Source organism: Paenibacillus massiliensis subsp. panacisoli DSM 21345, from assembly GCF_000426545.1.
Lineage (GTDB): Bacteria > Bacillota > Bacilli > Paenibacillales > Paenibacillaceae > Paenibacillus > Paenibacillus panacisoli.
This window is the reverse complement of the sequence record NZ_AUFO01000042.1, coordinates 1-20,875: the sequence shown is the minus strand read 5'-3', so window position 1 is coordinate 20,875 and position 20,875 is coordinate 1. Positions and strand designations below refer to the sequence as shown.

21 protein-coding genes and 1 pseudogene are annotated in these 20,875 nt (G+C 52.1%); 19 read left to right on the top strand and 3 right to left on the bottom strand.

Going from position 1 to position 20,875, the window contains the following annotated elements; all coding sequences use genetic code 11:
- Positions 1-297: IS3 family transposase (locus tag K331_RS0122330; protein ID WP_028591983.1), on the top strand; the 297-nt coding region annotated here is incomplete at its 5' end.
- A gap of 147 nt (positions 298-444) precedes the next feature.
- Here K331_RS0122330 and asd read toward each other — a convergent pair.
- Entirely contained in the window at positions 445-1,236 is a 792-nt protein-coding gene (gene asd, locus K331_RS0122325) for an archaetidylserine decarboxylase (RefSeq protein ID WP_028591982.1), read from the bottom strand.
- Between the two features lie 461 nt (positions 1,237-1,697).
- On the bottom strand, positions 1,698-2,816 hold the full coding sequence (locus K331_RS0122320; RefSeq protein ID WP_036635593.1) for a YheC/YheD family endospore coat-associated protein: 1,119 nt from the start codon (positions 2,814-2,816) through the stop codon (positions 1,698-1,700).
- A 269-nt stretch (positions 2,817-3,085) separates the two neighbouring features.
- Here K331_RS0122320 and K331_RS0122315 point away from each other — a divergent pair, with 269 nt between their 5' ends.
- Positions 3,086-4,273: a glycosyltransferase family 4 protein gene (locus K331_RS0122315; protein WP_028591980.1), complete on the top strand. Its 1,188-nt coding sequence runs from the start codon at positions 3,086-3,088 to the stop codon at positions 4,271-4,273.
- Positions 4,274-4,370: 97 nt separating this feature from the next.
- Positions 4,371-5,276, top strand: a complete 906-nt coding sequence (locus K331_RS0122310) for a glycosyltransferase family 2 protein (RefSeq protein ID WP_028591979.1) — start codon at positions 4,371-4,373, stop codon at positions 5,274-5,276.
- A 186-nt stretch (positions 5,277-5,462) separates the two neighbouring features.
- Here K331_RS0122310 and K331_RS32535 read toward each other — a convergent pair whose 3' ends face one another.
- Complete coding sequence (locus K331_RS32535; protein WP_211237354.1) at positions 5,463-5,627, bottom strand: hypothetical protein; 165 nt, start codon at positions 5,625-5,627, stop codon at positions 5,463-5,465.
- A 74-nt stretch (positions 5,628-5,701) separates the two neighbouring features.
- Here K331_RS32535 and K331_RS0122300 point away from each other — a divergent pair, with 74 nt between their 5' ends.
- The 16 genes and pseudogenes from K331_RS0122300 (at position 5,702) to K331_RS0122225 (ending at position 20,705) form a co-directional block, all read left to right on the top strand.
- Complete coding sequence (locus K331_RS0122300) at positions 5,702-6,493, top strand: glycosyltransferase family 2 protein (RefSeq protein ID WP_028591978.1); 792 nt, start codon at positions 5,702-5,704, stop codon at positions 6,491-6,493.
- Positions 6,459-7,253, top strand: a complete 795-nt coding sequence (locus K331_RS0122295) for a glycosyltransferase family 2 protein (protein ID WP_028591977.1) — start codon at positions 6,459-6,461, stop codon at positions 7,251-7,253. The genes K331_RS0122300 and K331_RS0122295 overlap by 35 nt, the downstream gene beginning before the upstream one ends.
- Positions 7,250-7,966, top strand: a pseudogene (locus K331_RS30235) (sugar phosphate nucleotidyltransferase); the annotation flags it as partial. The gene K331_RS0122295 and the pseudogene K331_RS30235, both read left to right, overlap by 4 nt.
- A gap of 541 nt (positions 7,967-8,507) precedes the next feature.
- A complete protein-coding gene (locus K331_RS0122285) occupies positions 8,508-8,795 on the top strand; it encodes a hypothetical protein (protein ID WP_018885542.1) in 288 nt (95 codons plus the stop codon).
- Between the two features lie 27 nt (positions 8,796-8,822).
- Entirely contained in the window at positions 8,823-9,155 is a 333-nt protein-coding gene (locus tag K331_RS0122280; RefSeq protein WP_018885541.1) for a hypothetical protein, read from the top strand.
- A complete protein-coding gene (locus tag K331_RS30230; protein ID WP_036635591.1) occupies positions 9,152-9,448 on the top strand; it encodes a hypothetical protein in 297 nt (98 codons plus the stop codon). The genes K331_RS0122280 and K331_RS30230 overlap by 4 nt, the downstream gene beginning before the upstream one ends.
- A 1-nt stretch (position 9,449) precedes the next feature.
- Entirely contained in the window at positions 9,450-9,830 is a 381-nt protein-coding gene (locus tag K331_RS30225) for a FliH/SctL family protein (RefSeq protein WP_036635588.1), read from the top strand.
- Positions 9,831-10,134: 304 nt separating this feature from the next.
- Entirely contained in the window at positions 10,135-11,205 is a 1,071-nt protein-coding gene (locus K331_RS0122265) for a CgeB family protein (protein WP_025680149.1), read from the top strand.
- 53 nt (positions 11,206-11,258) lie between these two features.
- On the top strand, positions 11,259-12,353 hold the full coding sequence (locus K331_RS0122260) for a CgeB family protein (RefSeq protein ID WP_028591976.1): 1,095 nt from the start codon (positions 11,259-11,261) through the stop codon (positions 12,351-12,353).
- A gap of 5 nt (positions 12,354-12,358) precedes the next feature.
- On the top strand, positions 12,359-13,951 hold the full coding sequence (locus tag K331_RS30220; protein ID WP_051289980.1) for a glycosyltransferase family 4 protein: 1,593 nt from the start codon (positions 12,359-12,361) through the stop codon (positions 13,949-13,951).
- The gene (wecB, locus tag K331_RS0122250) at positions 13,948-15,039 is read left to right on the top strand and encodes a non-hydrolyzing UDP-N-acetylglucosamine 2-epimerase (RefSeq protein WP_028591975.1); all 1,092 of its coding nucleotides are present in this window, start codon (positions 13,948-13,950) and stop codon (positions 15,037-15,039) included. Before K331_RS30220 ends, wecB begins: the two co-directional genes overlap by 4 nt.
- Before the next feature lie 63 nt (positions 15,040-15,102).
- Positions 15,103-15,939, top strand: a complete 837-nt coding sequence (locus tag K331_RS0122245; RefSeq protein WP_028591974.1) for a dTDP-4-dehydrorhamnose reductase family protein — start codon at positions 15,103-15,105, stop codon at positions 15,937-15,939.
- Positions 15,936-16,646 carry a glycosyltransferase gene (locus tag K331_RS0122240; protein ID WP_028591973.1) on the top strand — a complete coding sequence of 237 codons (711 nt, stop codon included), beginning with the start codon at positions 15,936-15,938 and terminating at the stop codon, positions 16,644-16,646. Before K331_RS0122245 ends, K331_RS0122240 begins: the two co-directional genes overlap by 4 nt.
- Positions 16,647-17,149: 503 nt before the next feature.
- Positions 17,150-18,304 (top strand): glycosyltransferase family 2 protein, encoded by a 1,155-nt coding sequence (locus K331_RS33000; protein ID WP_028591972.1) that lies wholly within the window; start codon positions 17,150-17,152, stop codon positions 18,302-18,304.
- A gap of 15 nt (positions 18,305-18,319) precedes the next feature.
- Positions 18,320-19,114 (top strand): glycosyltransferase family 2 protein, encoded by a 795-nt coding sequence (locus K331_RS0122230; RefSeq protein ID WP_028591971.1) that lies wholly within the window; start codon positions 18,320-18,322, stop codon positions 19,112-19,114.
- Positions 19,115-19,559: 445 nt separating this feature from the next.
- The gene (locus K331_RS0122225; protein WP_028591970.1) at positions 19,560-20,705 is read left to right on the top strand and encodes a pentapeptide repeat-containing protein; all 1,146 of its coding nucleotides are present in this window, start codon (positions 19,560-19,562) and stop codon (positions 20,703-20,705) included.
- Positions 20,706-20,875 lie beyond the last annotated feature (170 nt).

Here is a 20,875-nt window from a genome sequence, read left to right as displayed (position 1 = left end):
GCGTTGATTCATTCGGATCAAGGATTTCACTATACGAACCCGAAGTTCCAAAAGCTTGTGAAGAAGATGGGGCTGGGTCAATCGATGTCACGTAGAGGAAACTGCTGGGATAACGCCCCACAAGAATCATTCTTTGGGCATTTTAAAGATGAAACGAACTTCAAAGAATGTATGACATTGGAAGAGGTTAAACAAGAAGTGAAAAGCTACATGATCTATTACAATCATTATCGAGGTCAATGGAACTTAAACAAGCTGCCGCCTGCACGATACAGACAGCAGCTTAAGGTCGCCTAACCTTTTTTAAGTTGTCCTTTACAAGGGGTACAGTTTAGAGCTGAGTAGCTACTGTCTCGACCTTTTATGTTGATGAAAGATGGACGAAATGATCGAATACTATACGCGGGCAGATGATGTCCTCGATAGCTTCTTAGATCAGCGATGTCAGGCTTGGTCTACGAAGTGACCCAGTGATTGCCCCATTCTGATTCGACTGCCGACCACCGCGGATTCCAGCGGCTTGAAGGTGTCGTCTTCCGTAATAAGCACTACTGTTGAACCGAATTGGAAAAAGGCTAGCTCCTCCCCCTTGGTCCAGGATTTCGCCTGCTCATCGGTATACTGAATGCTGCTGACGTTCATTGCGCCAACCTTAATAAGTGCCAATTCACCATAATTATGCTGGATGTAGGCGATCTTCCGTTCATTTCGACTAAGCACAGTCCTCATATGTGTCAGACCGAAATCATTGACAGGGTAGACCTTGCCCTTGATGTGCTCTTTCTCGACCAGCTTGCCAGTCACGGGACAATGAATCCGATGATAGTCTGTCGGACTCAGGTATAGAACAAAAGCGTAACCGTGTTTGTATTTTTCGAAGCGTGGAGAATAGTTCAGCAGCTCCTCCACGGAATAATCCTGTCCTTTGACATTCAGCATCGTGCCAGCCTCGACATCACCTGCGAATGTGATCAAGGCATCCACGGGACTTGCGAGCGTATTCGGTGTCTCATCTACCGGACGCATTCCCGGCTTCAGCCGCCGTGTGAAAAACTCATTCAACGAAGCATAATCAGTCCAATCTCGCTCCGCCTCTTCAGCGGCAATACGGTATGTACGGATAAATGTGGGTATTACATGTCGGCTGGCGCCACTCTGCGCGAAGCCTCCCACTAGTCGGCAGACCCATTTGCGTGATGAGAGCTCTGTCATCAGCCGGAGCCATTGTTTTGCCATTACAGATCCCCCTTGTGGTTGTTCCGGGCCATGAACCGAAGCGTATCCGGCCACTACTGCATTATATTGCCACATAATGTTATGTAAATCAATATTTTGGAGTAGATCGGTACACCAACCCGCATGAATAGGGGGCTGGCGCAAGGATTGATCAGAGAAAATTCGAGGCGGTGGTATCACAGACCAGAGTCCCATCACCGCCCTACACCTCAGATCTTTTGTTCTTCGGCACCTCAATATGTCAATGCTCAATAGCTCAACACTCAGTAGCTCAATGCTCAATAGCTCAACACTCAGTAGCTCAATGCTCAATAGCTCAACACTCAGTACCTCAACACTCAGTACCTCAGCACCTCAACATCAATGCCTCAGTACCCAATGCCTCAATGCCCAATAATTCAGATCTTCAAGTAATCACAGCCCACTTAGTAGGCTGTTGTGCCAAGGTAGCCTTGAACCCTTCACATACGCTTCAGGGCCAATTGATGGAGCACCCAGCTGGCATATGCGACAGGCTTGTCGTAGGCCTCCTGCCAGATCTCAGGCATGCCTGCCTCACGGAAGCCATAGCGCTGGTCTCTGCCGTTGCATTCGATAAAGTGCAGCTCACCACGTTGATCTACTCCCAGATCGAGCCCTACGTCGGCCAAAGGACTTAAGGGTCCGCTATGAACCAGAGAGGATGCCAGGGATTGGGCTATGCGTATGGCCAGCATTTCCAGTCTGGAGAGCAGAAGTCTCACCTGATAAGGCGGGAAATTGAAGGCTAGAGCCTCCTCCACGCGGATTGCACTTCCGCCTTGTCCTACGTTGGATACGAAGCTGTTCGGTGGTGCTACTTTGGCGAACATACCGGTAATTCCCCAACTACCACCATATCCACGCTGCACGGTCACGCGAATATCGAATGGCCGACCGTGATACTGTGCCAGAGGAACCGTCTGCTGCACAATGTAAGCCTGTGAGTGCATACGCTGAAGCATCCAGCAAGGCAGCTGTCCATTCAGCAGCGGCGCATTCAGCCATTTTCGCTCTCCTGTACGTTCTCTGTATTGCATCATCCAGTATTCACTGCCTTTGTACAACCGCATGATGCCTTTGCCAATACTGCCATTGCAGGGCTTGAGGACAACATCTCCATGCTCCTCCAGCAGCTTCGTGATACTTGCAGAGGATGCTTTGTGCGTGGCTGGCAAGTGGGGAAGGAGTGAGCGGTCCCGCGTGAGCAGCTGGTGAACGTCGTACTTATTAAAGCGGGTATATCCGTTGAAAATATGAACGCCGCGTCTTCTTAGCGCCTCCAGTCGCTGCCAGCTACGACGATGCTTATACATGGCCCGATTGTGAATGACCGTAGGAACCGGAACAAGCATCCGCTGATAGCCTCCATCAACTGGTACTTGTGCTACACAATGACGCTTCATCGGATGAATATCCTCCAGTCGAAGAAAGCAGGGGATGACCCCATACTTTCGGGCTGCCTCTACATAGTGTCCAAGGGCTTCTGTCCCCGTCCTTCCTGTCGTTATGCCCCGGTATAGTGCTGAATTCAGTAAGATACCGGCGTACTGCATGTGCATGACCGTTCCTCCTTACGTTATCCCTGGATCAACAGTTCATTAGCCTTGTACATTCATCTGATCGTTCCCATTGGCTGAATGCCTCGCCTGCGTGTCGAATCAGAATGTGTCTGTCCCTAGCAGTATATGAAGGTCCTTGTCCTGCTGTAATGGACAACGGCTGAAGGCCTTGGCCCAAAATCTCCCTATAGGTACATACTCCGTGTCCATACGCTGCTCTCTCTGTATATGATGTAGGGTATCCGCAACAGAATTGGAGGATGACGCCCATGAGGGAGATTGCAAGAATCGCCGTCATCTCGCCGGGATCGTTCGTGGTGCCGTCTGCACACAGCAGCTCTGTAGAACGCATCATCGAACATACGGTACCGCTCTCTGTGTATCGGGAGCAGACGATCATTTATGGAATTCGTGGAGAGGGTCTGCCGCGGCGGGGAGAAGTGCACGGAGTTCATTGCGTACGCGTATCCCGTGGTAAAGGCTATACACGTGTCGTCATGCGAGCCATGGCAGCCCAGCAGCCCGAGGTGGCAGATGTGCATAATAGGCCAGCTATCGCCTGGCGGATCAAGAGGACCTTTCCCCGTATGAAGGTCCTGCTGACACTCCATTCCACGACGTTCATCAAGCCGCCACTGATCTCCCGGCGCCGACTACGAGCGATGCTGCGAAGCATCGACGGGATCATAGTGAACAGCAGCTTTCTGAGAGATGAGGTGCTGCGGCTGGCTCCTGAATCCCAAGGTCGCTTGTTCGTCAATCTGCCAGGAGTGGACCCCCGGGACTTCGCCAGGCGTGGTCTTCCAGAGACAGAATTGCTTCGAGAGGCCAGATTGCAGCAGCTGGGCTGGTCTTCCCGCCGCATTATTCTGTATACAGGGCGCCTGATACCGGGAAAAGGAGTTCACCATCTGCTACATGCACTTCAGCATATTATCAGGCAGTGCCCCAATGTCCTGCTGCTCATCGTCGGTAGCCCCCGCTATGGCAGAAATATGGAGACAGCCTATCTGTCTGCGCTGAGAAGACAGGCTGCTGCCTTACCAGGGCATGTGCTCTTCCTTCCCTACACGCCACATCCTGCCCTTGCCGAGTTATATATGCTTGCGGAGATCGCAGTGGTTCCTTCCTGCGGAGAGGAGGCCTTTGGCTTGGTGAATGTCGAGGCCATGGCTACAGGAATTCCGGTGGTGGCTTCACGAATTGGGGGGATTCCAGAGGTAGTCCAGAATGGGATTACGGGTATTCTGGTAGAGCCTTCCCGCATGGCAGAGGAGCTGGCAGAGGCCATCACATACTTGCTCAGAAATCCACACTGCTCCAGAAGCATGGGGATGGCAGGACAGCGGGAGGTTAGCAGGCGCTTGCTCTGGAAGCACACGGCAGAACGATGGGATCATGTGGTACAGCAGATGCTTGCCGTCAAGCCTCCTTCTGGGAGAAGGTGGACTCGATAGCCAGTACAAATGCCGTTACCGCCCCATCAAGGGGAGCATAACATGTGTGGAACTGTTCGGATACCGACCACCGAAGCGGGAAAGCAGGAGGGTAGGCATGAAGCGGAAGAAGAAGAGAATATCAGCTGGAGTATCGGACAACAAAATGAAGCATCGCTCCATGACAAGAAGCGTGACCACCACAAATGCCAGGTCGTCCCGAAAGAGTAGACCTGCTCGGTCTGCGCAGCATTCGGACAGTATCCGGGCAGATTGGCTGCATGAAGCACGTCCGCTCGTATCCGTTATCATCCCGGCGATGAACGAGAGCCGAACCATTGCCTCCGTGGTGACGCAGGCTCAGCTGGTCAGTTCGCCAGTTGAGGTGATCGTCGTGGATAATGGCTCGGAGGACGGTACGGGTGATCTTGCCGCCGCCGCTGGAGCCAGGGTCCTCTCCTACGAGCAACCTTTGGGGCATGATATCGGACGCCGTATCGGAGCAGAGGTGGCAAAAGGGGAGATCCTGCTCTTTCTGGACGCAGACATGATCATTCCCGCTGCTCTCCTTCAGCCTTTCATAAGAGCTATATTGGAGGGGGCAGATATCGCTTTGAACGATTACAGTGGCCCCGTCCGGACGCGGAATGTTCACCCGGTAGTGGAAGCGAAGCATATGCTGAATATGTTGCTGCAACGGCCTGACCTGCGTGGAGCCTCACTGACAGCGGTGCCTCATGCTCTTAGCCGCACAGCACTCCAGACGCTTGGCTATGAGGTGCTGGAGAGACCGCCGCTGGCGCAAGCGATGGCCGTCCTGAATGGCTTGAAGCTGAGCCTGGCAGCGTCCGTTCCAGTGGGAAGCTGGAACCCTAGACGAACGACTCGTGGTGTGGACCCACTACAGCACATTGTAGTGGAAGATCATAAAGAGGCATGGAGACGATTAGCGGAGCATAGAGGCCTGCGCATGGGATATGATGCTATGCAACGGCTCCGTCATATGGATGTGATCCGATCATGAATCAAAGCCACAGCAGAAATAAAAGGCAACGTAGAGGAACAGCGAGAAGTAGCACAAGCTCAGGAAGAAGAGCTGGAGGATTGTCAGTCCGCGTGTCCGCCCGTAAGGCCCTCTCACCTTCCCTCGCTCAGCGGAGCGGGAGAGCCGCATCCAAGCCATCGTTCGGGGCGTTACACAAGTCAGTCTCTAAATTAGCAATACAACCACTCCATCGATCATCACACCGTACATCGAATCGTACATTGAACGAAAAATCACACTATACATCACACGGCCCTCCATACCGATCGTCATCCTCGACGCCATATCAGACATCACACCGGGCTTCACTTCGAGGCTCTTACAAGACATCACAGTCTATCCCGCTTGTGAACGGCAGGGCCAGAGCTTTCCAACATACAAGGGAGTTACGGATTCCCCTTCATATGAAGGCTGCTGCCATCGTGACAGCCTGCAACGAGGAGAAGACGATCTCACGTGTATTAAGCGAGCTAAGACGACTGCCCCTACAAGATATTATTGTGGTCCTGAATGGTTGTACGGACAGGACCTATGAGCAGGCGATAGGACACCCAGGTGTGACTGTCGTTCATATTCCGGAAAGGCTTGGCTACGACGTCGGCAGGAGCATTGGGGCCAGATTGACCACAGCAGATATCGTGTTGTTCACAGATGCGGACATTCCACTCCGTGCTGAGGAGCTTGCGCCTTTCCTGCTTGCCGTACAGCGAGGAACGGATGTCGCATTGAATCATCTGACACCGTTGATTCCCGTATTCGAGCAGCAGGATCAGGTTACGCGTTGCAAGGCTTTTCTGAATCGGATGCTGGATCGTACCGATCTTGGAGCAGATTCTATGACAGCTATTCCACATGCACTCTCTCGCCGCTGTCTTGATGCTGTTGGCACAGACGTCCTTGCCGTTCCTCCGCTGGCACAGGCACGTGCAATCATGAAGGGAATGAGGATCGCTGGGGTATGCAGTGTGAACGTGTTGGCGCGTAACCGCCGTCGGGCCAGCATGAACCGTGGGGCAGGGAATCCAGTGGAGCAGCTCATTATTGGGGATCATGCAGAAGCGCTGTCTGCCATATTGAATGCCTCCGAATGGAATGCCCGAGGCGAATCCAGCAGCCGCACGCTACCGTCCCGCGCCAAGATTGCCGAAGGGAGGAATCGCTATACGCCTCACAAGCATCATCATTCCCACGTATAATGGGTTGCCGCTCTTGCAGCGTTGTGTGGCTGCGATCCGGCAGCATACGGACGTACCTTACGAGATTATCGTAGTGGATAATGCCTCAACAGACGGCACAAGTAGCTATTGTGTCCGGGAGAATCTACGCAGTGTACGTCTGCCTGTGAATCGGGGCTTTCCGGCAGCCTGTAACCTCGGTCTTCGTCTGGCAGAGGGAGATGAGCTGCTACTGCTGAATAATGACGTCACTGTGACCCCCTGCTGGCTGATGAATTTACGTTCTGCCCTGCATAGCGCAGCCGATATTGGGATTGTAGGTCCAGTTACGAACTATGTGAGTGGCTTGCAGCAGGTCGATTGCGGGGCGAACTCTATGGAACAATTCATGAGCTATGCTGTACGTAACAATGTCAGTGATGCAGCGCGCTGGCGAGAGGTCAGGAGGTTGGTAGGATTCTGTATGCTCTTCAGTCGAAAGTTGCTGGACCGCATTGGTTACCTTGATGAGGGATACGGTGCAGGGCATTACGAAGATGATGACTTTTGCTTCCGGGCCCGGTTGCAGGGCAGCAGACTACTGATGTGCAGCGATTGCTTTGTACATCATGAGGGTAGCGCGAGCTTTGCCAAAGTCAGACAGCCAGAGCTGGAAGCCCTTATAGAGCGCAACTATCGCAGGTTCATGGGCAAATGGCATACCGATCCTCGCGAATATATTGAGCTTCCAGAGAACACGGTTCGTGGTGAACCGTATGAGAGCGGAGGTGGTGGGACATGAAAGGCATCATTCTGGTCGGGGGAACGGGAACACGCCTAATGCCCCTGACATCAATCATTAACAAGCATCTGCTGCCTGTCGGCAAATATCCCATGGTTCTGTACGGGATTGAGAGGTTGCGTCAAGCGGGAATCCAGGACATTCTGATCGTAATGGGGAAGCATTCTGCCGGGTTGTACACGAACTTGCTGGGAAGTGGCAATGCCTACGGGGTGCAGATTTCCTACCGTATTCAGGAGGAGGCCGGGGGGATTGCGGAAGCCTTGAACCTGGCCGAGAGCTTTGTCGAGCATGCCGGTAAATTCGTAGTCCTCCTCGGGGATAATCTCTTCGTGGATGATTTGCAGCCAAGTATTGCAAAATTCATGGAGCAGCCATTCGGTAGCGCCAGGGTACTACTGAAGGAAGTAGAGGATGCTCATCGCTACGGTGTGCCTGTCTTTGACCCCGATGCGCCTTCCAAGATTCTGCAGATTGAAGAGAAGCCGGCGGACCCGCAGTCCCAGTATTGTGTGACAGGTATCTACCTCTATGATGTATCTGTCTTCTCGGTCATCGAACAAATGGTTCCCTCAGCAAGAGGCGAGTTCGAGATTACGGATGTGAATAACTGGTACGCCAGAGAAGGTCAGCTGGAGTATGACGTTCTGGAGGGCTACTGGAGCGATGCAGGTACCTTCGAATCTCTGCGGGAAGCCAGCGAGCACATGAGGGATTTTGCTCTGGCTGCTCCTTCGACAGTGGAGTTTAATGAGACCTCGCTGGATGAAATAGCGGCTGAATCACAGGATGATAGCGATGAGCTGGCCCATGAAGGAATAGATGACAGGGACAATCGGATTGTTGACTCGGTGATCGAGATTTCTGAGAACGATACCGAAGCTACCAATAATATCGAAGCTATTAAGGAAGCCAAGGAAATCAAAGATAACAAGGATACCAAAGATATTGAGGCTAGCAAGCAAGGTGATGAGTAAGAACAGGAAGCAAGGCTGCGGTGTACTGGAGTATGCCGTGGCCTTTTCATGATTTTGGCATCTAGACAAGCTGTATTCAGGAGGACATGTGTGGGAGTCTGCATCTTGGGAAGCGACCGACTCACTGAGCAGAGCAATTATGTGATCAGCTTCAATTCCGATGGAATTTGGAAGAACCCGAATGCAGGCAGGCGAATAGGTTGTAGGAGGCGGCATACTGATTCTAGCCCACAGGATATACAAGTGGTGAAAAGAATAAGGAGGTATCGGGTGGTTCATGCAGGATAAAATTGATGATCTGCTGCAGCACATCTCCCAGTCTCATCAGCAGATGGCCCGGTTGCTGGACACCGAGCGGCAGGTTGTGGTGAGGATGGCCCACATCATTCATCAGCTGCCAGATCAGGACCCGGACCTGGATGGCATATCCGGCTTGATGGACGGCTCCTCGGAGGTTAACAAAAGTGTGATTGCCTATTTGAATGGCCTGGCCGACTTTCAGGATGCCATGGCTGAGATGCTTACGAAGGTCATGAAGGAAATGAATGGGCAGGATGAGGAATAGCGTACTACTAAAGGCGGTGAGGTGAAGATGAGCAGGGAACAGGCCATGATGCATATGCTGGATGCCGCTGCCAAGCTGCAGCGAAATGTAGCGCTCATCCTGGAGGCCAAGGCTCTTGAAGCTGAGAAGGCTCGCAATTGGACGATTAATCATGTCATGGCTCATACCTTTGAGACGCACGAGGATCAGCTGCAGAAGCCGCTGGAGATTCATGAGCAGATGGTGGAAATGCTGGAGGGCTTGACCCGTCTGCAGACAGGTCTGTGCAGCAATCTGAAGGCTGTGCTGGAGGAGGAGTCTGCAGACGGACTGGACGGGATGTTTGGCGACAGCTTTGGTGACGGAGACAGCGATTCATGAGCTATCAGCGGGAGCATGAGGTGAAGCTGGAGCTGGTGGATTCCATAGCAGCCAGCCAGCATGCCATTGCGAGGCTGCTGCACAGTATGGCCGATGTGATACCTCATGCCGAAGTATCCGCCAAAAGCATGGAGGAGAGCCTGCGGCTACTTACAGCCTATCAGCATGAGATGGCGCGCATGCTGGGGGGCATCTCGCTGCCCAAGCCACGACATGGGGTGCCGTCCAGTCCCTGGCTACCTCCGCAGCAGCGGATCAGGACAGAGCCGATGAGCAACTATAAGGAGGACTGACATGAAGAAGAAAACGGGACGCGTATACAAGAAGTCCAGGCTACGCTCCGGGCGCAAAACACTCGGTCGGGCTTCTCGAGCCAAGCTGAGACTCCAGAAGAAAAGAAGAGGGCTGCTGGTCAAAGGGCGCAAGCATGTGACCAAGCGTGGCAAGAAGGGACTCTACAGATCTCGCCGCAAGCTGCGGGCTGCCGCCGGGTTCGCTCCGCATCAGAATATATTTGTTCCGACTCAGGAGCCAGCCCCCGCACCCCAACAGGTAGAGGTCGTTCCAGCTCCAGTCAGCCAGAGCTTCGACGAGGCGTATCATGAAGGGTTCAACGAAGGCTTTGCCAAAGGGTATGCAGAAGGGCATGAGCTTGCCTTTAAGCCACAAGGATAGGAGATATCGTTCGTCCACCTAGATGGTATGAATGACCGAAAGACATCGGTTATTCATACCTTTTTTGTGTTATTGTCCCGTAGATTCTGACAACGAAGATGAGCAGACAAGACAGGGCTGGAGCCAATTTTCACAAAACACGGCTGTCGTCCATGATGCAAATAACCCCACGGCATATATAGGTTAAGAACACACTATCTGCCTGTATGCTCCTGCATGGATGGCGTGATCACACTAAGGGACCTTGGGTGGGTAGGCTGCAAGCCGTGGAATCTGAAATGACATGTCCTAACTTGGAAAGGAAGTGAGTCACCTGACACATACAGAGGGGTATTCGAGCGGCTATGAGGAAGGACGACGAGTAGGAGGCTGCAAGGCCATACTGGAGAGCTTCACGGTCACTCCACAAATGTCAGACTTGCGTGTGCTGTATATTCCGCAAGGATTTCCAGCCATTGATACGGGCGTCATCGACGCACTCCGCCAGAGCGTACGTGAATGCATCGTGGGCAATATCAAGACGATTTTGGCCGATGCCATCGTGTCGCGCCCTGACCTGGTGCTGGTGATGAATGGTCTGCATGGACTGCCGGAGGATCATGAGGAACAGCTGAGACAAGTCCGTGCCTTCGGGATCAGGACGGCGGTCTGGTTCGTTGACGATCCTTATTTTACGGAGAAGACAGCTAAAAATTGCTTGTACTACGATGTAGTGTTCACACACGAAATGTCCTGTGTACCCTTTTACCAGAGTATGCAGGCCAAACAGGTACATTATATGCCACTGGGGGTTGGCCCGAGTGTATTTCATCCCCGGAAGGTTAACCCAGAGTACAAATATGATATTTGCTTCATCGGCAGTGCATTCTGGAATCGGGTGGCGCTATTCGACCAGTTGGCTCCTTTTCTCGAAGGTAAAAAGGTGCTCATCGTAGGTGGCTCCTGGGAACGAATGCAGCGACAGGATATCCTTGGTCCCTTCATTCGTCCAGGCTGGATGGACATTGAGGAGACGGCTAACTACTACAACGGTGCCAAGATTGTGCTCAATATTCACAGACCTGCCGAGAGCGGGCTGGACAATGAGAACCTGCACCAGATTCCTGCCCAGTCCATCAATCCGCGCACTTACGAGATCAGTGCCTGCGGTACGCTACAGATGACGGACATCCGCGATGATCTGGTCCGTTACTATCAGCCAGGCCACGACATTGAGACCTTCGCTACGGCTGAAGAGCTGCAAGCGAAGCTGGCCTATTACCTGGAACATGAGACGGAGCGGCTCCGACTGGCGTGGGAAGGAATGCGTACCACCTTACAGAAGCACACGTTTGCCCATCGTATCCCGCAGCTGCTCCAACTGGCCGTGACCTGAGGCCGAAACGTCAGCTAGATTCAACCATTAGGCTTATTAAAGGAGAGAGAGCGATGTCTGAGAATACAATTACGGTCATGCTCAAGCCGCATGGCTGGCATCAGGGGTATGAGGAGGGCTATATGCGGGGAAGAGCGAACGCGATTGCAGCTCTGCCGCGCCCGGTTTTTCCGGTTCGTCCCTTGCATATTCTGTATATTCCTTCTGGCAAGTCATTCCCTTATTCCCCGATTGATTCGGCGATTATCGATGCACTCCAGTTGCTGGCAACCCGGGTAACCGTGACGGACCCTTCCCTGCCATTCAGTGAGATTGCTCTCCAGCAGCACCCGGATCTGGTACTGGCTCTGGATGGTCTGGACGTCGACAAGGAGCAGATGGATAAAATCCGCCGAAAGGGAATTCGTACAGCTGTCTGGTTGACGGACGATCCGTATTACACCGATCTGACCATTCCACTGGTCCAGCATTTCGACCACGTCTTCACATTGGAGCTGAATTGTCTAGAGCTGTACCAGCAGGCCTGCAGTGCATCTGTTCATTATTTGCCGCTTGGCGTGGCACCGTCTCATTTTCATCCGCTGGCTTATCCATCCAATAACCGCCGCGAGCTGAGCTTTACCGGGTCCGCTTATTGGAGTCGTATCTTCTACCTGCAGCCGATTATGTCCCAGCTCATGCAGCGTGACTTCCGTATCAACGGACTCTGGTGGGACCGGATGCCGGATTATCCATTGTATGCAGATCGAATTGATGTAGGCACCTGGCTGGACCCGAGTCAGACCAACGAGGTCTATAACGGAAGCAAGATTATTATTAATCTGCACCGCTCGCATGAGGATGAGCTTGTGAACAATAACCTGCTGAAGCTACCGGGGTATTCACCGAATCCACGCACCTTCGAGGTCGCGGCCTCGTCTGCTTTTCAATTGACGGATATGCGCGAGGATCTTCCCAGATTCTATGAGCCTGGTGTAGAGATCGAGACCTACAGCTCTCCCAATGAGCTACTGGATAAGGTGCATTACTATCTGGAGCATGAGGAGCAGCGGCGAAACATTGCACTCAAGGGGCTGGAGCGGACACTCCGGGATCATACGTATATGAACAGAATCGATCAGCTGCTGACGACTCTGTTCCCGGGGTGATGGAGATGAGCAAACGACCTACATTGATGTTATTCAGTCACATTAGCAGCAATCGGAGCATTACAGGAGCTGAGAAGCTGCTGCTCCACTTTTGCAGGGAAGTGGGCTCCTATTTCGATTGCATGCTCGTTGCCCCGGAGGAGGGAAAGCTGACTACAGAGGCGCGTCGCGATAACATTTGCACACATATTCAGGAAGTACCCGTGCTATACAGCATGTATACCCCTTACCCTGAGCTGGAGAGGGATATCGAGCAGTTAAAGCATTCGTCTGCATACACGGCTCTTGTGCGCCTGATTCGAGAGCATCAGCCTGATCTGATCTATGTCAATACCTGTATCCATGTACTGCCTGCACTCGCGGCAAAAGAGGCTGGGGTACCTGTCATATGGGGCATTACGGAGATTATTCGTAGCAATGAGTATACTCCGCTTGCTGCACGAATCATGGAACGGCTGGCTGATCGGCTGGTGGGCATATCCCATGCGACGTTACGACCGCTACAGCAGGCTGGAATACGGATTCGGATGGATGTACTGTACCCGACGACCTCCATAGATTCGATGGGGCAGGCCCAGCGCTATATTCAGCGCACTCGCAAGCGGGAGAAGCTTCGCCTACGCCCCGAGCATATTTGCATAGGCTATATCTCCTCCTACATCACCGAATCCAAAGGGCTAAAGTCATTCATCGACATGGCGCTGGCCTTGTGTCACAGGTACCGGGACTGCCGCTTCTGGATCATTGGAATGCCGATTGAGCAGGAATATTACCAGCAATGTGAGGCCAAAATTCGCGAATCCGGCTACAGCAGACGCTTTCGCTTTTCCAAATTCGAGGAATCCGTAGCAACGGCTTATGGTGCCATGGATATGGTGGTCATTCCCAGTATGGTCGAGGAGGGCTTTGGTCTAACGGCATTGGAGGGCCACATGTACGGCAAGCCGGTCATTTCCTTTGCACACGGAGGCCTTGTGGAGATTATGCAGCTATCCGGCAATGGTGACTATCTGGTGGAGCCAGGGAACAGCTATGAGTTAACGGCAAAAGTAGCATACCTGATCGACAATCGTGAGGAAGCGGTGCGGGTTAGTAAACGAAATCAGCAGGAATCCATGCGTATGTATGGGGCAGATGTGTATCGTAGCCGCTGCAAGGATATGGTCGTACGCTGGATTGCCGAGCATCCATCATGGTTCCCCTGCCTACAGCATCCAGATGGAGCTCTGTATGCCAATGGTGAAGGTTATGGGCACTGGACCACACAAGGCTCGGAAGGCAAGCCACGAATTCGGCAATTCCCGGCACAGATCATTGAAAGTCTGCCTCTGCGGCGTCAGGAATCGGCTCCTGAGCTGGAGGCCGTGCAGCATCGGGCTGTACCTGAGCTACCGCAAGCTCTGCCGCCCGCTCCAGAGCCAGAATATGTGAGAGATTTCATACAAGTACGTGCTGGAGGCAAGCGCAGGAGCATACGAAGACGAAAGGGTCAACGTACACACCAGAAGGGTCGCCGTCGCATACATCAACGTATGAAGCGAGCGTACAGGCTGGGCAAAGTAGGCAGAGGCAAGAAAAGGTGGGGAAGCAGAAGATGAAAATCATGACCATACTCGGTACCAGGCCGGAGATCATTCGTCTCAGCCTGGTCATGACCAAGCTGGATCAGTATGCCGACAAGCACATCATGGTGCATACAGGCCAGAATTATACGGAGAGCCTAAGTGGACAGTTCTTCCGCCAGCTTGGGCTGCGGGCGCCCGATTATGTGCTGCAGCAGAAGGCAGGAACACTTGGGCAGCAGCTCTCTGCTATGTTTGGGCAGATGGAGACGATTCTTCATCAGGAGCAGCCGGATCAGGTGCTGTTATTGGGGGATACGAATAGTGCATTATGTGCGGTGCTGGCTGAGCGACTGGGTTTCCCCGTCGTTCATATGGAGGCAGGTAACCGCTGCTTTGATCTGGCCGTTCCAGAGGAGAAGAACCGAAGAGTCATTGATGCGATCTCTTCTATTAATATGCCTTACACGGAGCAGAGTAAGCAGAATCTGTTGCGAGAGGGATTTCCGGTGCAGCGCATTGTTCGTACCGGGAATCCAATCTATGAGGTAATGAAGCATTACGAGTCGGATATTCAAGGAAGCCGAATTCTGGACATCATGGGGCTGAGCAAGGGAGATTATTGCATCGTGACGGCCCACAGAGCCGAAAATGTGGATGATCCAGTGCATCTGGCAGCGATCCTGGATGGCTTGAATAAGGTCGCTGCGAGCACTGGCAAGCGTATGCTATGCAGCATTCATCCTCGCACCGCTGCCCGGATTGCCGCAAGCCCCAGCATGACTCGACATCCACTTGTGGAATTCCATGAGCCCTTCGGCTTTTTTGATTTTGTACAGCTGGAGGCCCACGCCTGGTGCGCCTTAACGGACAGCGGCACCGTTCAGGAGGAATGCTGTATTTTGGGCGTACCGACCGTCACGATGCGTAGAACAACCGAACGGCCAGAGACGGTGGATTGCGGCAGCAATGTCATATCAGGCTTAGACGGAGATGCGATTGCGGAGGCCGTCAGCATTATGACCTCATTGCCGCAAAGCTGGAAGTGCCCGGAAGGGTATCTGGCGGAGGATGTCTCGGATATTGTAGTCAAATATGTACTCGGTGGAAAACGGCATGTATGAGCAATAGCAGAGTGCTACAACCATAAAGCGTCTTGGAAATATGGATATTAGGGAGGGTTCTCATTGAAGCTCCTGATTCTGGGCGGCAACGGCATGGCTGGGCATGTGCTGGTCAATTATTTCAAGCAGCAGGCTGTGCACCAGGTATTCTATACGACACGTGATTCCAAGGACCAGGGAGGACTACTACTGGATGTGTTGGATGGTAGTATGGTTGATCTACTCATCCGCATTGTACGTCCTGCGGTCATTATTAATGCTATTGGTGTGCTGAATGAGCACGCAGAGCAGAAGAAGACGGATGCTTACTGGATCAACGGTCTGCTGCCGCATCGCTTGGTGGAGAGTGCGAATCAGGTAGGTGCGAGGGTCATTCATATCAGTACGGATTGTGTCTTCTCCGGATCGAGCGGTCGCTATACCGAGACTGACCCACCAGATGGAACAAGCGCCTACGCCTTAACGAAGATTCTGGGGGAAATACATGAGCCAGGGCATCTCACGATACGCACTTCCATTATTGGTCCTGAGATACGGTCCCGGGCGATCGGTCTCATGCATTGGTTCATGCAGCAATCCGGCGAGGTAGCTGGCTATACGAGGGTTATGTGGAATGGAGTAACCACGCTGGAGCTGGCCAAGGCAATTGATGCCTTGCTGAATGAACAGCTGGATGGTCTCATCCATCTGGCCGTACCTCAGCCAATCAGCAAGCATGACCTCTTAGTACTGTTCAAGCGCATCTGGAGCCGTGATGATATTACAATCCGGCCAGAGGCGGGAATCGTGCAAGACAAGACCTTGCTCTCTACTCGCAAGGATCTGCAGTATCAGGTGCCATCGTATGAGACAATGCTGCAGGAGCTACATGACTGGGAGATGAAAGGAGGAGTACAATGAGGCCACTGGTTAGCGTCATTATCCCGTTCTATAATTGTCCCTATGTCGATCAGGCTGTACGAAGCGTGCTTGCCCAATCGTATAACCCCGTAGAGATTATCGTCGTCGATGATGGCTCCACACAGTACCAGGAACGTCTTGATCCCTATCGGTCCCGTATTATTTACCTGGGCAAAGCTAACGGCGGAACAGCCAGCGCTCTCAATCATGGGATAAGGCATGCCTCCGGTCAGTACATTGCCTGGCTGAGCTCCGACGACCTCTTTTACCCCGATAAGATCAACAATCAGGTATGCTTCATGCTGGAGCACCAGGTCTATATCTCTCATACCAACTTTGACTATATCGATCTGCACAGTAACATCTCCAGGCATGGGGTAGCCCCTTTGTTTGCCAATCTGAAGGAGTTCTACACCTTCTTCCTGACTGCAAATCCTGTGAACGGCTGTACTGTGATGTTTCGGAAGGAGCTATTCGAACGCCTGGGGCTCTTCGATGAGTCGCTGCCCTATACCCATGATGTAGATTTCTGGTATCGGGCGATTGTGAACGGCTATACCTTCCCGTTCCTGAATCAGTCGCTGGTCGGCTACCGCTGGCACGGGGGAATGGGGACGCTGCGCTATCGTGATGTGATTCAGCGTGAGTATGACTATGTACAAGGGCGAACCCGGGCGCGGATGGAGCAGTTCTTGAATACGATCTGATGGTGAACAGTCAGAAGTAGTCTTGAAATGATCTTGAAATGTGATCTCTAAATGACCTCAAAATCCACAACAGATGTGGACAGCGAGGTCATTTTTTATAGTCTTGTGGTTGGAATAGATCAACTATGCGTATAGAGCCGCGGCAAGTGGGGGGCCCTATCGACTACTGTTGTGCATGCTGTTCTTTCCTCTCAGATGAATAACGATCAACAGCGGTGAACAGCAAGCTTAAAGGCCACTGCATTTCTCGAGGGCTTCCCGCTTTCTGCTAACAACGATGCTTATCATACAAGTAGGGTGGCACATCAATGTGGTGCATCCAATCCTGAGCTTTGTGAAAGGTTGCGTGTTGCGTACAGTCAGGGTACATGCGGATTATGTGCATGGCTTGTTCCGCTGACCATATCTTTTCTTGCTGCTATGAATATATTAAATAGAGCTCTGGTAGCAGCTTCCTTGCACCGGACAGCTTTGCAGGAACCTTGAAGGAGGGTGTTACAGGTTTGAACGAACAGATTACAGTGCTCATCCCGTTCTATAATCCAGGCCCCTTTCTGCTGGAAGCTATCGAAAGTGTATTTAGACAGACCTACAGCCAGTGGAAGCTTATTCTCGTGGATGACGGGTCAACACAGCCTTACTCGCCTGGATTGAAAAGATATTTGCAGGATCCGCGGGTCATGTTGCTTAAGACTGTACGGAATGTTGGACAATCAAAGGCAATGAACAAGGGATTGTCCCAGGTAAAGACCCCACTTGTCATTCAACTGGATGCGGATGATTGGTTCTTCCCGTATACGCTGGAGGTTATGGTGAAGGAGGCCGCCAAGCTTCCGGAGAAGGTAGCCGTCATCTCAGGCAACATTCATATTGTCCATGAGGACGCGTATGGCAATCGTCTGATGACCGAGGTCTACAAGGGTCGGCACTACAAAGACAAGTATGCCTTCCTGCTCGCCAATTCGTCGGTATGGCCGCGATGCTATCGGGTATCCGCACTGCGCTCGATCGGGGGCTGGCCCATTGATGACAAATATGGCGGCAGATATCTGGAGGATAAGCGTGTATTGCTCCGTCTGATTGAGCAATATCATTTCCATTGGATTGATAAGCTGCTCTATAACCACCGTCGTCATTACACGAATCAGACCAATAATGTTCGTGTGTATGCCGAGATGGCAGAATGGACGATCCACAATGCGTTAAGCCGCTGGGGAAATGAATACAAGCCGGTCATTCTGACCTTCGGGGTTGGCTGGAAGCGACTGGATCGTCTCATTCCACTGAAGACGGCCAGAGGATTGTCCCCACCACTCAAGCCGGGGCTTGTACCTCAGCCACTTCAGGCACCGCCAGACATCCCAACTTCGCCGCCGACGCCTTCAATAGCCCCTGCCAGTACGGCTAAGCCTGCTGTAACAGCGGCACCAAAGGTAGCCACTCCACCACCGATAGCAAAGGCACCAGCACCACCAAAGGCGCCATTATTGCCGCCAACACCACCCATATCTTCTACCTCCTCTACCCCTCCAGCAGCAGCGTACACGGGCTTGAAGATTACGGAAGGGAAGGGACTGGGATCTGCTCCTGGCATGGGCTTGGGGACTGGACCCAACACAGGACCTGGAACAGGACCGGGGACGGGCCCCGGCACCTAAGGAGTGTGAGCTTGCATGAGTCAGGTGACGATTGTCGTCCCTACCTATAACAAGGCAGCCTACATCCAGCGCACTCTGGAGTCCATTCATGCTCAGACCTATCGGGACTGGCAGTTACTGATCATTGATGATGCCTCGACAGATCCGACTGTTGCGATTGCCAGACGACATGCAGACCCAGCCCGTACCCGAATTATTATACGCAAGGTTAATCAAGGGATCTGTCATGTACTGAATGAGGCGCTTAAGCATATCAGGACCGAATACTTCATTCAGGTGGACGGCGATGACTGGATCGAGCGGGATGCTGTACAGGTGCTGTATAATGCGATGACCAGACAGCCTGCCACTACAGCACTTGCTTACGGGAATACTGTACATTGGCATGAGTATGGAGGACAGCTACATTATCACAAGACCGTGAAGCAGCGAAGCTTCGCAAGCAGGTATGACTTTGCCGTATATGATCCCATGGTGCAGCCTCGCTTCTACCGAACCTCTAGTGTCAGACGTGTCGGAGGCTGGGAGATCGACAGGCTTACCGGTGGCCGGAAAATGGAGGATCGGCGTATGCTGCTGCGACTGCTGGATCATTACAGATTCGTCTACGTGAACCGTGATCTGTACCACTTCCGATACCATCAATCGAACCTTAGCCATGATCGAAATGCTGCGGTCTACAACAAACTGAGACGATTCTATACGGAAAAGGCTCTGCAGCGCTGGGGCGGTCACTATCGCTGTGAGATGGTCGGACCGCCGGAGCTGTGGCAATCGATCCGCCTCGTTCCCACGGGACGCAAGACATGACTGCAAGGATTATAGAACACGATTATAGAACACGATTATAGAACACATGGCGACAGAGGAAATTAGATGGGGACAATAGCTTAGTGTATAGAATAGATGTTTTGCAGATTTCTGGAGATCGAAATCGACCGTTCATAGAAGTAACTGAGGGACAGAGCTGTTAGAGCTCTGTCCCTTGCATTTTGCCTATTCTTACTCGTTCTTGCATGTATTTACCTTTAACATACTGAGAAGCCTGCAGAAATACGTATGGGTATTTCACGAATGTGAAGGCACAACAGACTAATTTCAAACATTAGTCTTATAGTAAAAATTAACTATTATAAAGTAAAATTACATTGTATTTAAAATAGAACAATTCATAAGATTTATTCTCGTCATTCCAATTTTTAAAAGGTGACTGTACCTTCACATATCCATCTGGAAAAGGCAGTGAGAGACAGCAATGAACAGATCCCAAGCCATGGAGCATTTTGAACAGAATACAGTGATCCCACGAGTGCAAGATATGCTTCAACGGCTTGAATCTTACTATCAGCAACATAAGGCCCAGCTAGCCCAGTCATTCTGGGTTTCTATAGAACAGATCATCTCAGGATATGAAGCTTTGCAGGAACAAGGGCAGCAAGCTGCGCTTGGTTATATTACATTCTCTCTACTACGAACATCCATGCTCAGCGGACAGAGTCTCTACTTGGTAGAAGCCTCGAACAGGCTATGGTTCCTTGACGAACAGGCGTACTCTGCGTGCTACGACGCGTCCTGGGCCTATGGCTTCTTGAAGCCTTTGGAGGCGGAGCTGTTGCAGCTGGCCAAAAAATATGCTGGAGCGATTGACCCGACAGATGTGCAGCGAAGGATCATGCATACGGCAGCATTCGTCCATCAGTACGTGCTTGCATTAGCCCGCTATACCTTGCGACTTCATGAAGATCAGCTGATGCATGCATTGAGCCGTGTCCGAATCGAGAGTGAACTAGAAATTCGCGTCGGCGAATATCGGGATCTAAGCGAGATTGTGTATAAGGTAGATCGCAGAGAGCGCTCTGCAGAGGAGCTAGGGAATGAACTGTCAGGCAGACATGGATTTGCGTATTCCGGTGAGGTGTTTCGTCATGCCGAGCTGTCGCAGGGAGATTATACGGGAATTCATTTGTATTATAGCGATCTGCGAGGAAGCTCCTGTAAAGGAAGCTTATTCACGAATGGCTATTTAGTAGGCTCTCGCTGGGATGAAGCGGACTTGTGCGATGCGGATTTCAGCGGGGCATTTCTGGCAGAGGCGAACTTTAAAGATGCAGACCTGCGTGGTGCGTCTTTTCGAGGTTGTATAGGAACGGCAGGCTTATTGGCGGAGAAGCATTGGGAACGACCTGGCTATGAGCCGGTGTGCTTCACAGGTGCTAATTTGGCGGGTGCAGATTTTACGGGCGCTTGGTTGCCCGGTGCTGATTTTCGGGGAGCCTTACATGTGGATGAGGCTATGCTTCACGGGGCTTGGCTGGAAGGAGCACAATTTTCTTCTGATGTATCCGAGGGATTAGAGCTGCTGAGTAAGATCGTAGTGGACAGGAAGCTGGTGGAATCATGAAATATTGGATCGGCAAGCCGGAGCACAGCATTGTGTATCCGGCTATCCCTGTATGGGATGAAGAGGCGAATGGAGAGGACTTGAGTCTCGCGGATTGGACACAATGGCCAGAGTCCAGTGCAGCCCAGTTCCGCGTGCGAGGCCATGATCTTACGGTCTATCCTGATCTG

Excerpts from the sequence above, each read along its gene's own strand:
- asd (WP_028591982.1), bottom strand. The coding sequence starts at position 1,236 with ATGGCAAAACAATGGCTCCGGCTGATGACAGAGCTCTCATCACGCAAA.
- K331_RS0122320 (WP_036635593.1), bottom strand. The coding sequence starts at position 2,816 with ATGCACATGCAGTACGCCGGTATCTTACTGAATTCAGCACTATACCGG.
- K331_RS0122315 (WP_028591980.1), top strand. The coding sequence starts at position 3,086 with ATGAGGGAGATTGCAAGAATCGCCGTCATCTCGCCGGGATCGTTCGTG.
- K331_RS0122310 (WP_028591979.1), top strand. The coding sequence starts at position 4,371 with ATGAAGCGGAAGAAGAAGAGAATATCAGCTGGAGTATCGGACAACAAA.
- K331_RS32535 (WP_211237354.1), bottom strand. The coding sequence starts at position 5,627 with ATGTCTTGTAAGAGCCTCGAAGTGAAGCCCGGTGTGATGTCTGATATG.
- K331_RS0122300 (WP_028591978.1), top strand. The coding sequence starts at position 5,702 with ATGAAGGCTGCTGCCATCGTGACAGCCTGCAACGAGGAGAAGACGATC.
- K331_RS0122285 (WP_018885542.1), top strand. The coding sequence starts at position 8,508 with ATGCAGGATAAAATTGATGATCTGCTGCAGCACATCTCCCAGTCTCAT.
- K331_RS0122280 (WP_018885541.1), top strand. The coding sequence starts at position 8,823 with ATGAGCAGGGAACAGGCCATGATGCATATGCTGGATGCCGCTGCCAAG.
- K331_RS30230 (WP_036635591.1), top strand. The coding sequence starts at position 9,152 with ATGAGCTATCAGCGGGAGCATGAGGTGAAGCTGGAGCTGGTGGATTCC.
- K331_RS30225 (WP_036635588.1), top strand. The coding sequence starts at position 9,450 with ATGAAGAAGAAAACGGGACGCGTATACAAGAAGTCCAGGCTACGCTCC.
- K331_RS0122260 (WP_028591976.1), top strand. The coding sequence starts at position 11,259 with ATGTCTGAGAATACAATTACGGTCATGCTCAAGCCGCATGGCTGGCAT.
- K331_RS30220 (WP_051289980.1), top strand. The coding sequence starts at position 12,359 with ATGAGCAAACGACCTACATTGATGTTATTCAGTCACATTAGCAGCAAT.
- wecB (WP_028591975.1), top strand. The coding sequence starts at position 13,948 with ATGAAAATCATGACCATACTCGGTACCAGGCCGGAGATCATTCGTCTC.
- K331_RS0122240 (WP_028591973.1), top strand. The coding sequence starts at position 15,936 with ATGAGGCCACTGGTTAGCGTCATTATCCCGTTCTATAATTGTCCCTAT.
- K331_RS0122230 (WP_028591971.1), top strand. The coding sequence starts at position 18,320 with ATGAGTCAGGTGACGATTGTCGTCCCTACCTATAACAAGGCAGCCTAC.
- K331_RS0122225 (WP_028591970.1), top strand. The coding sequence starts at position 19,560 with ATGAACAGATCCCAAGCCATGGAGCATTTTGAACAGAATACAGTGATC.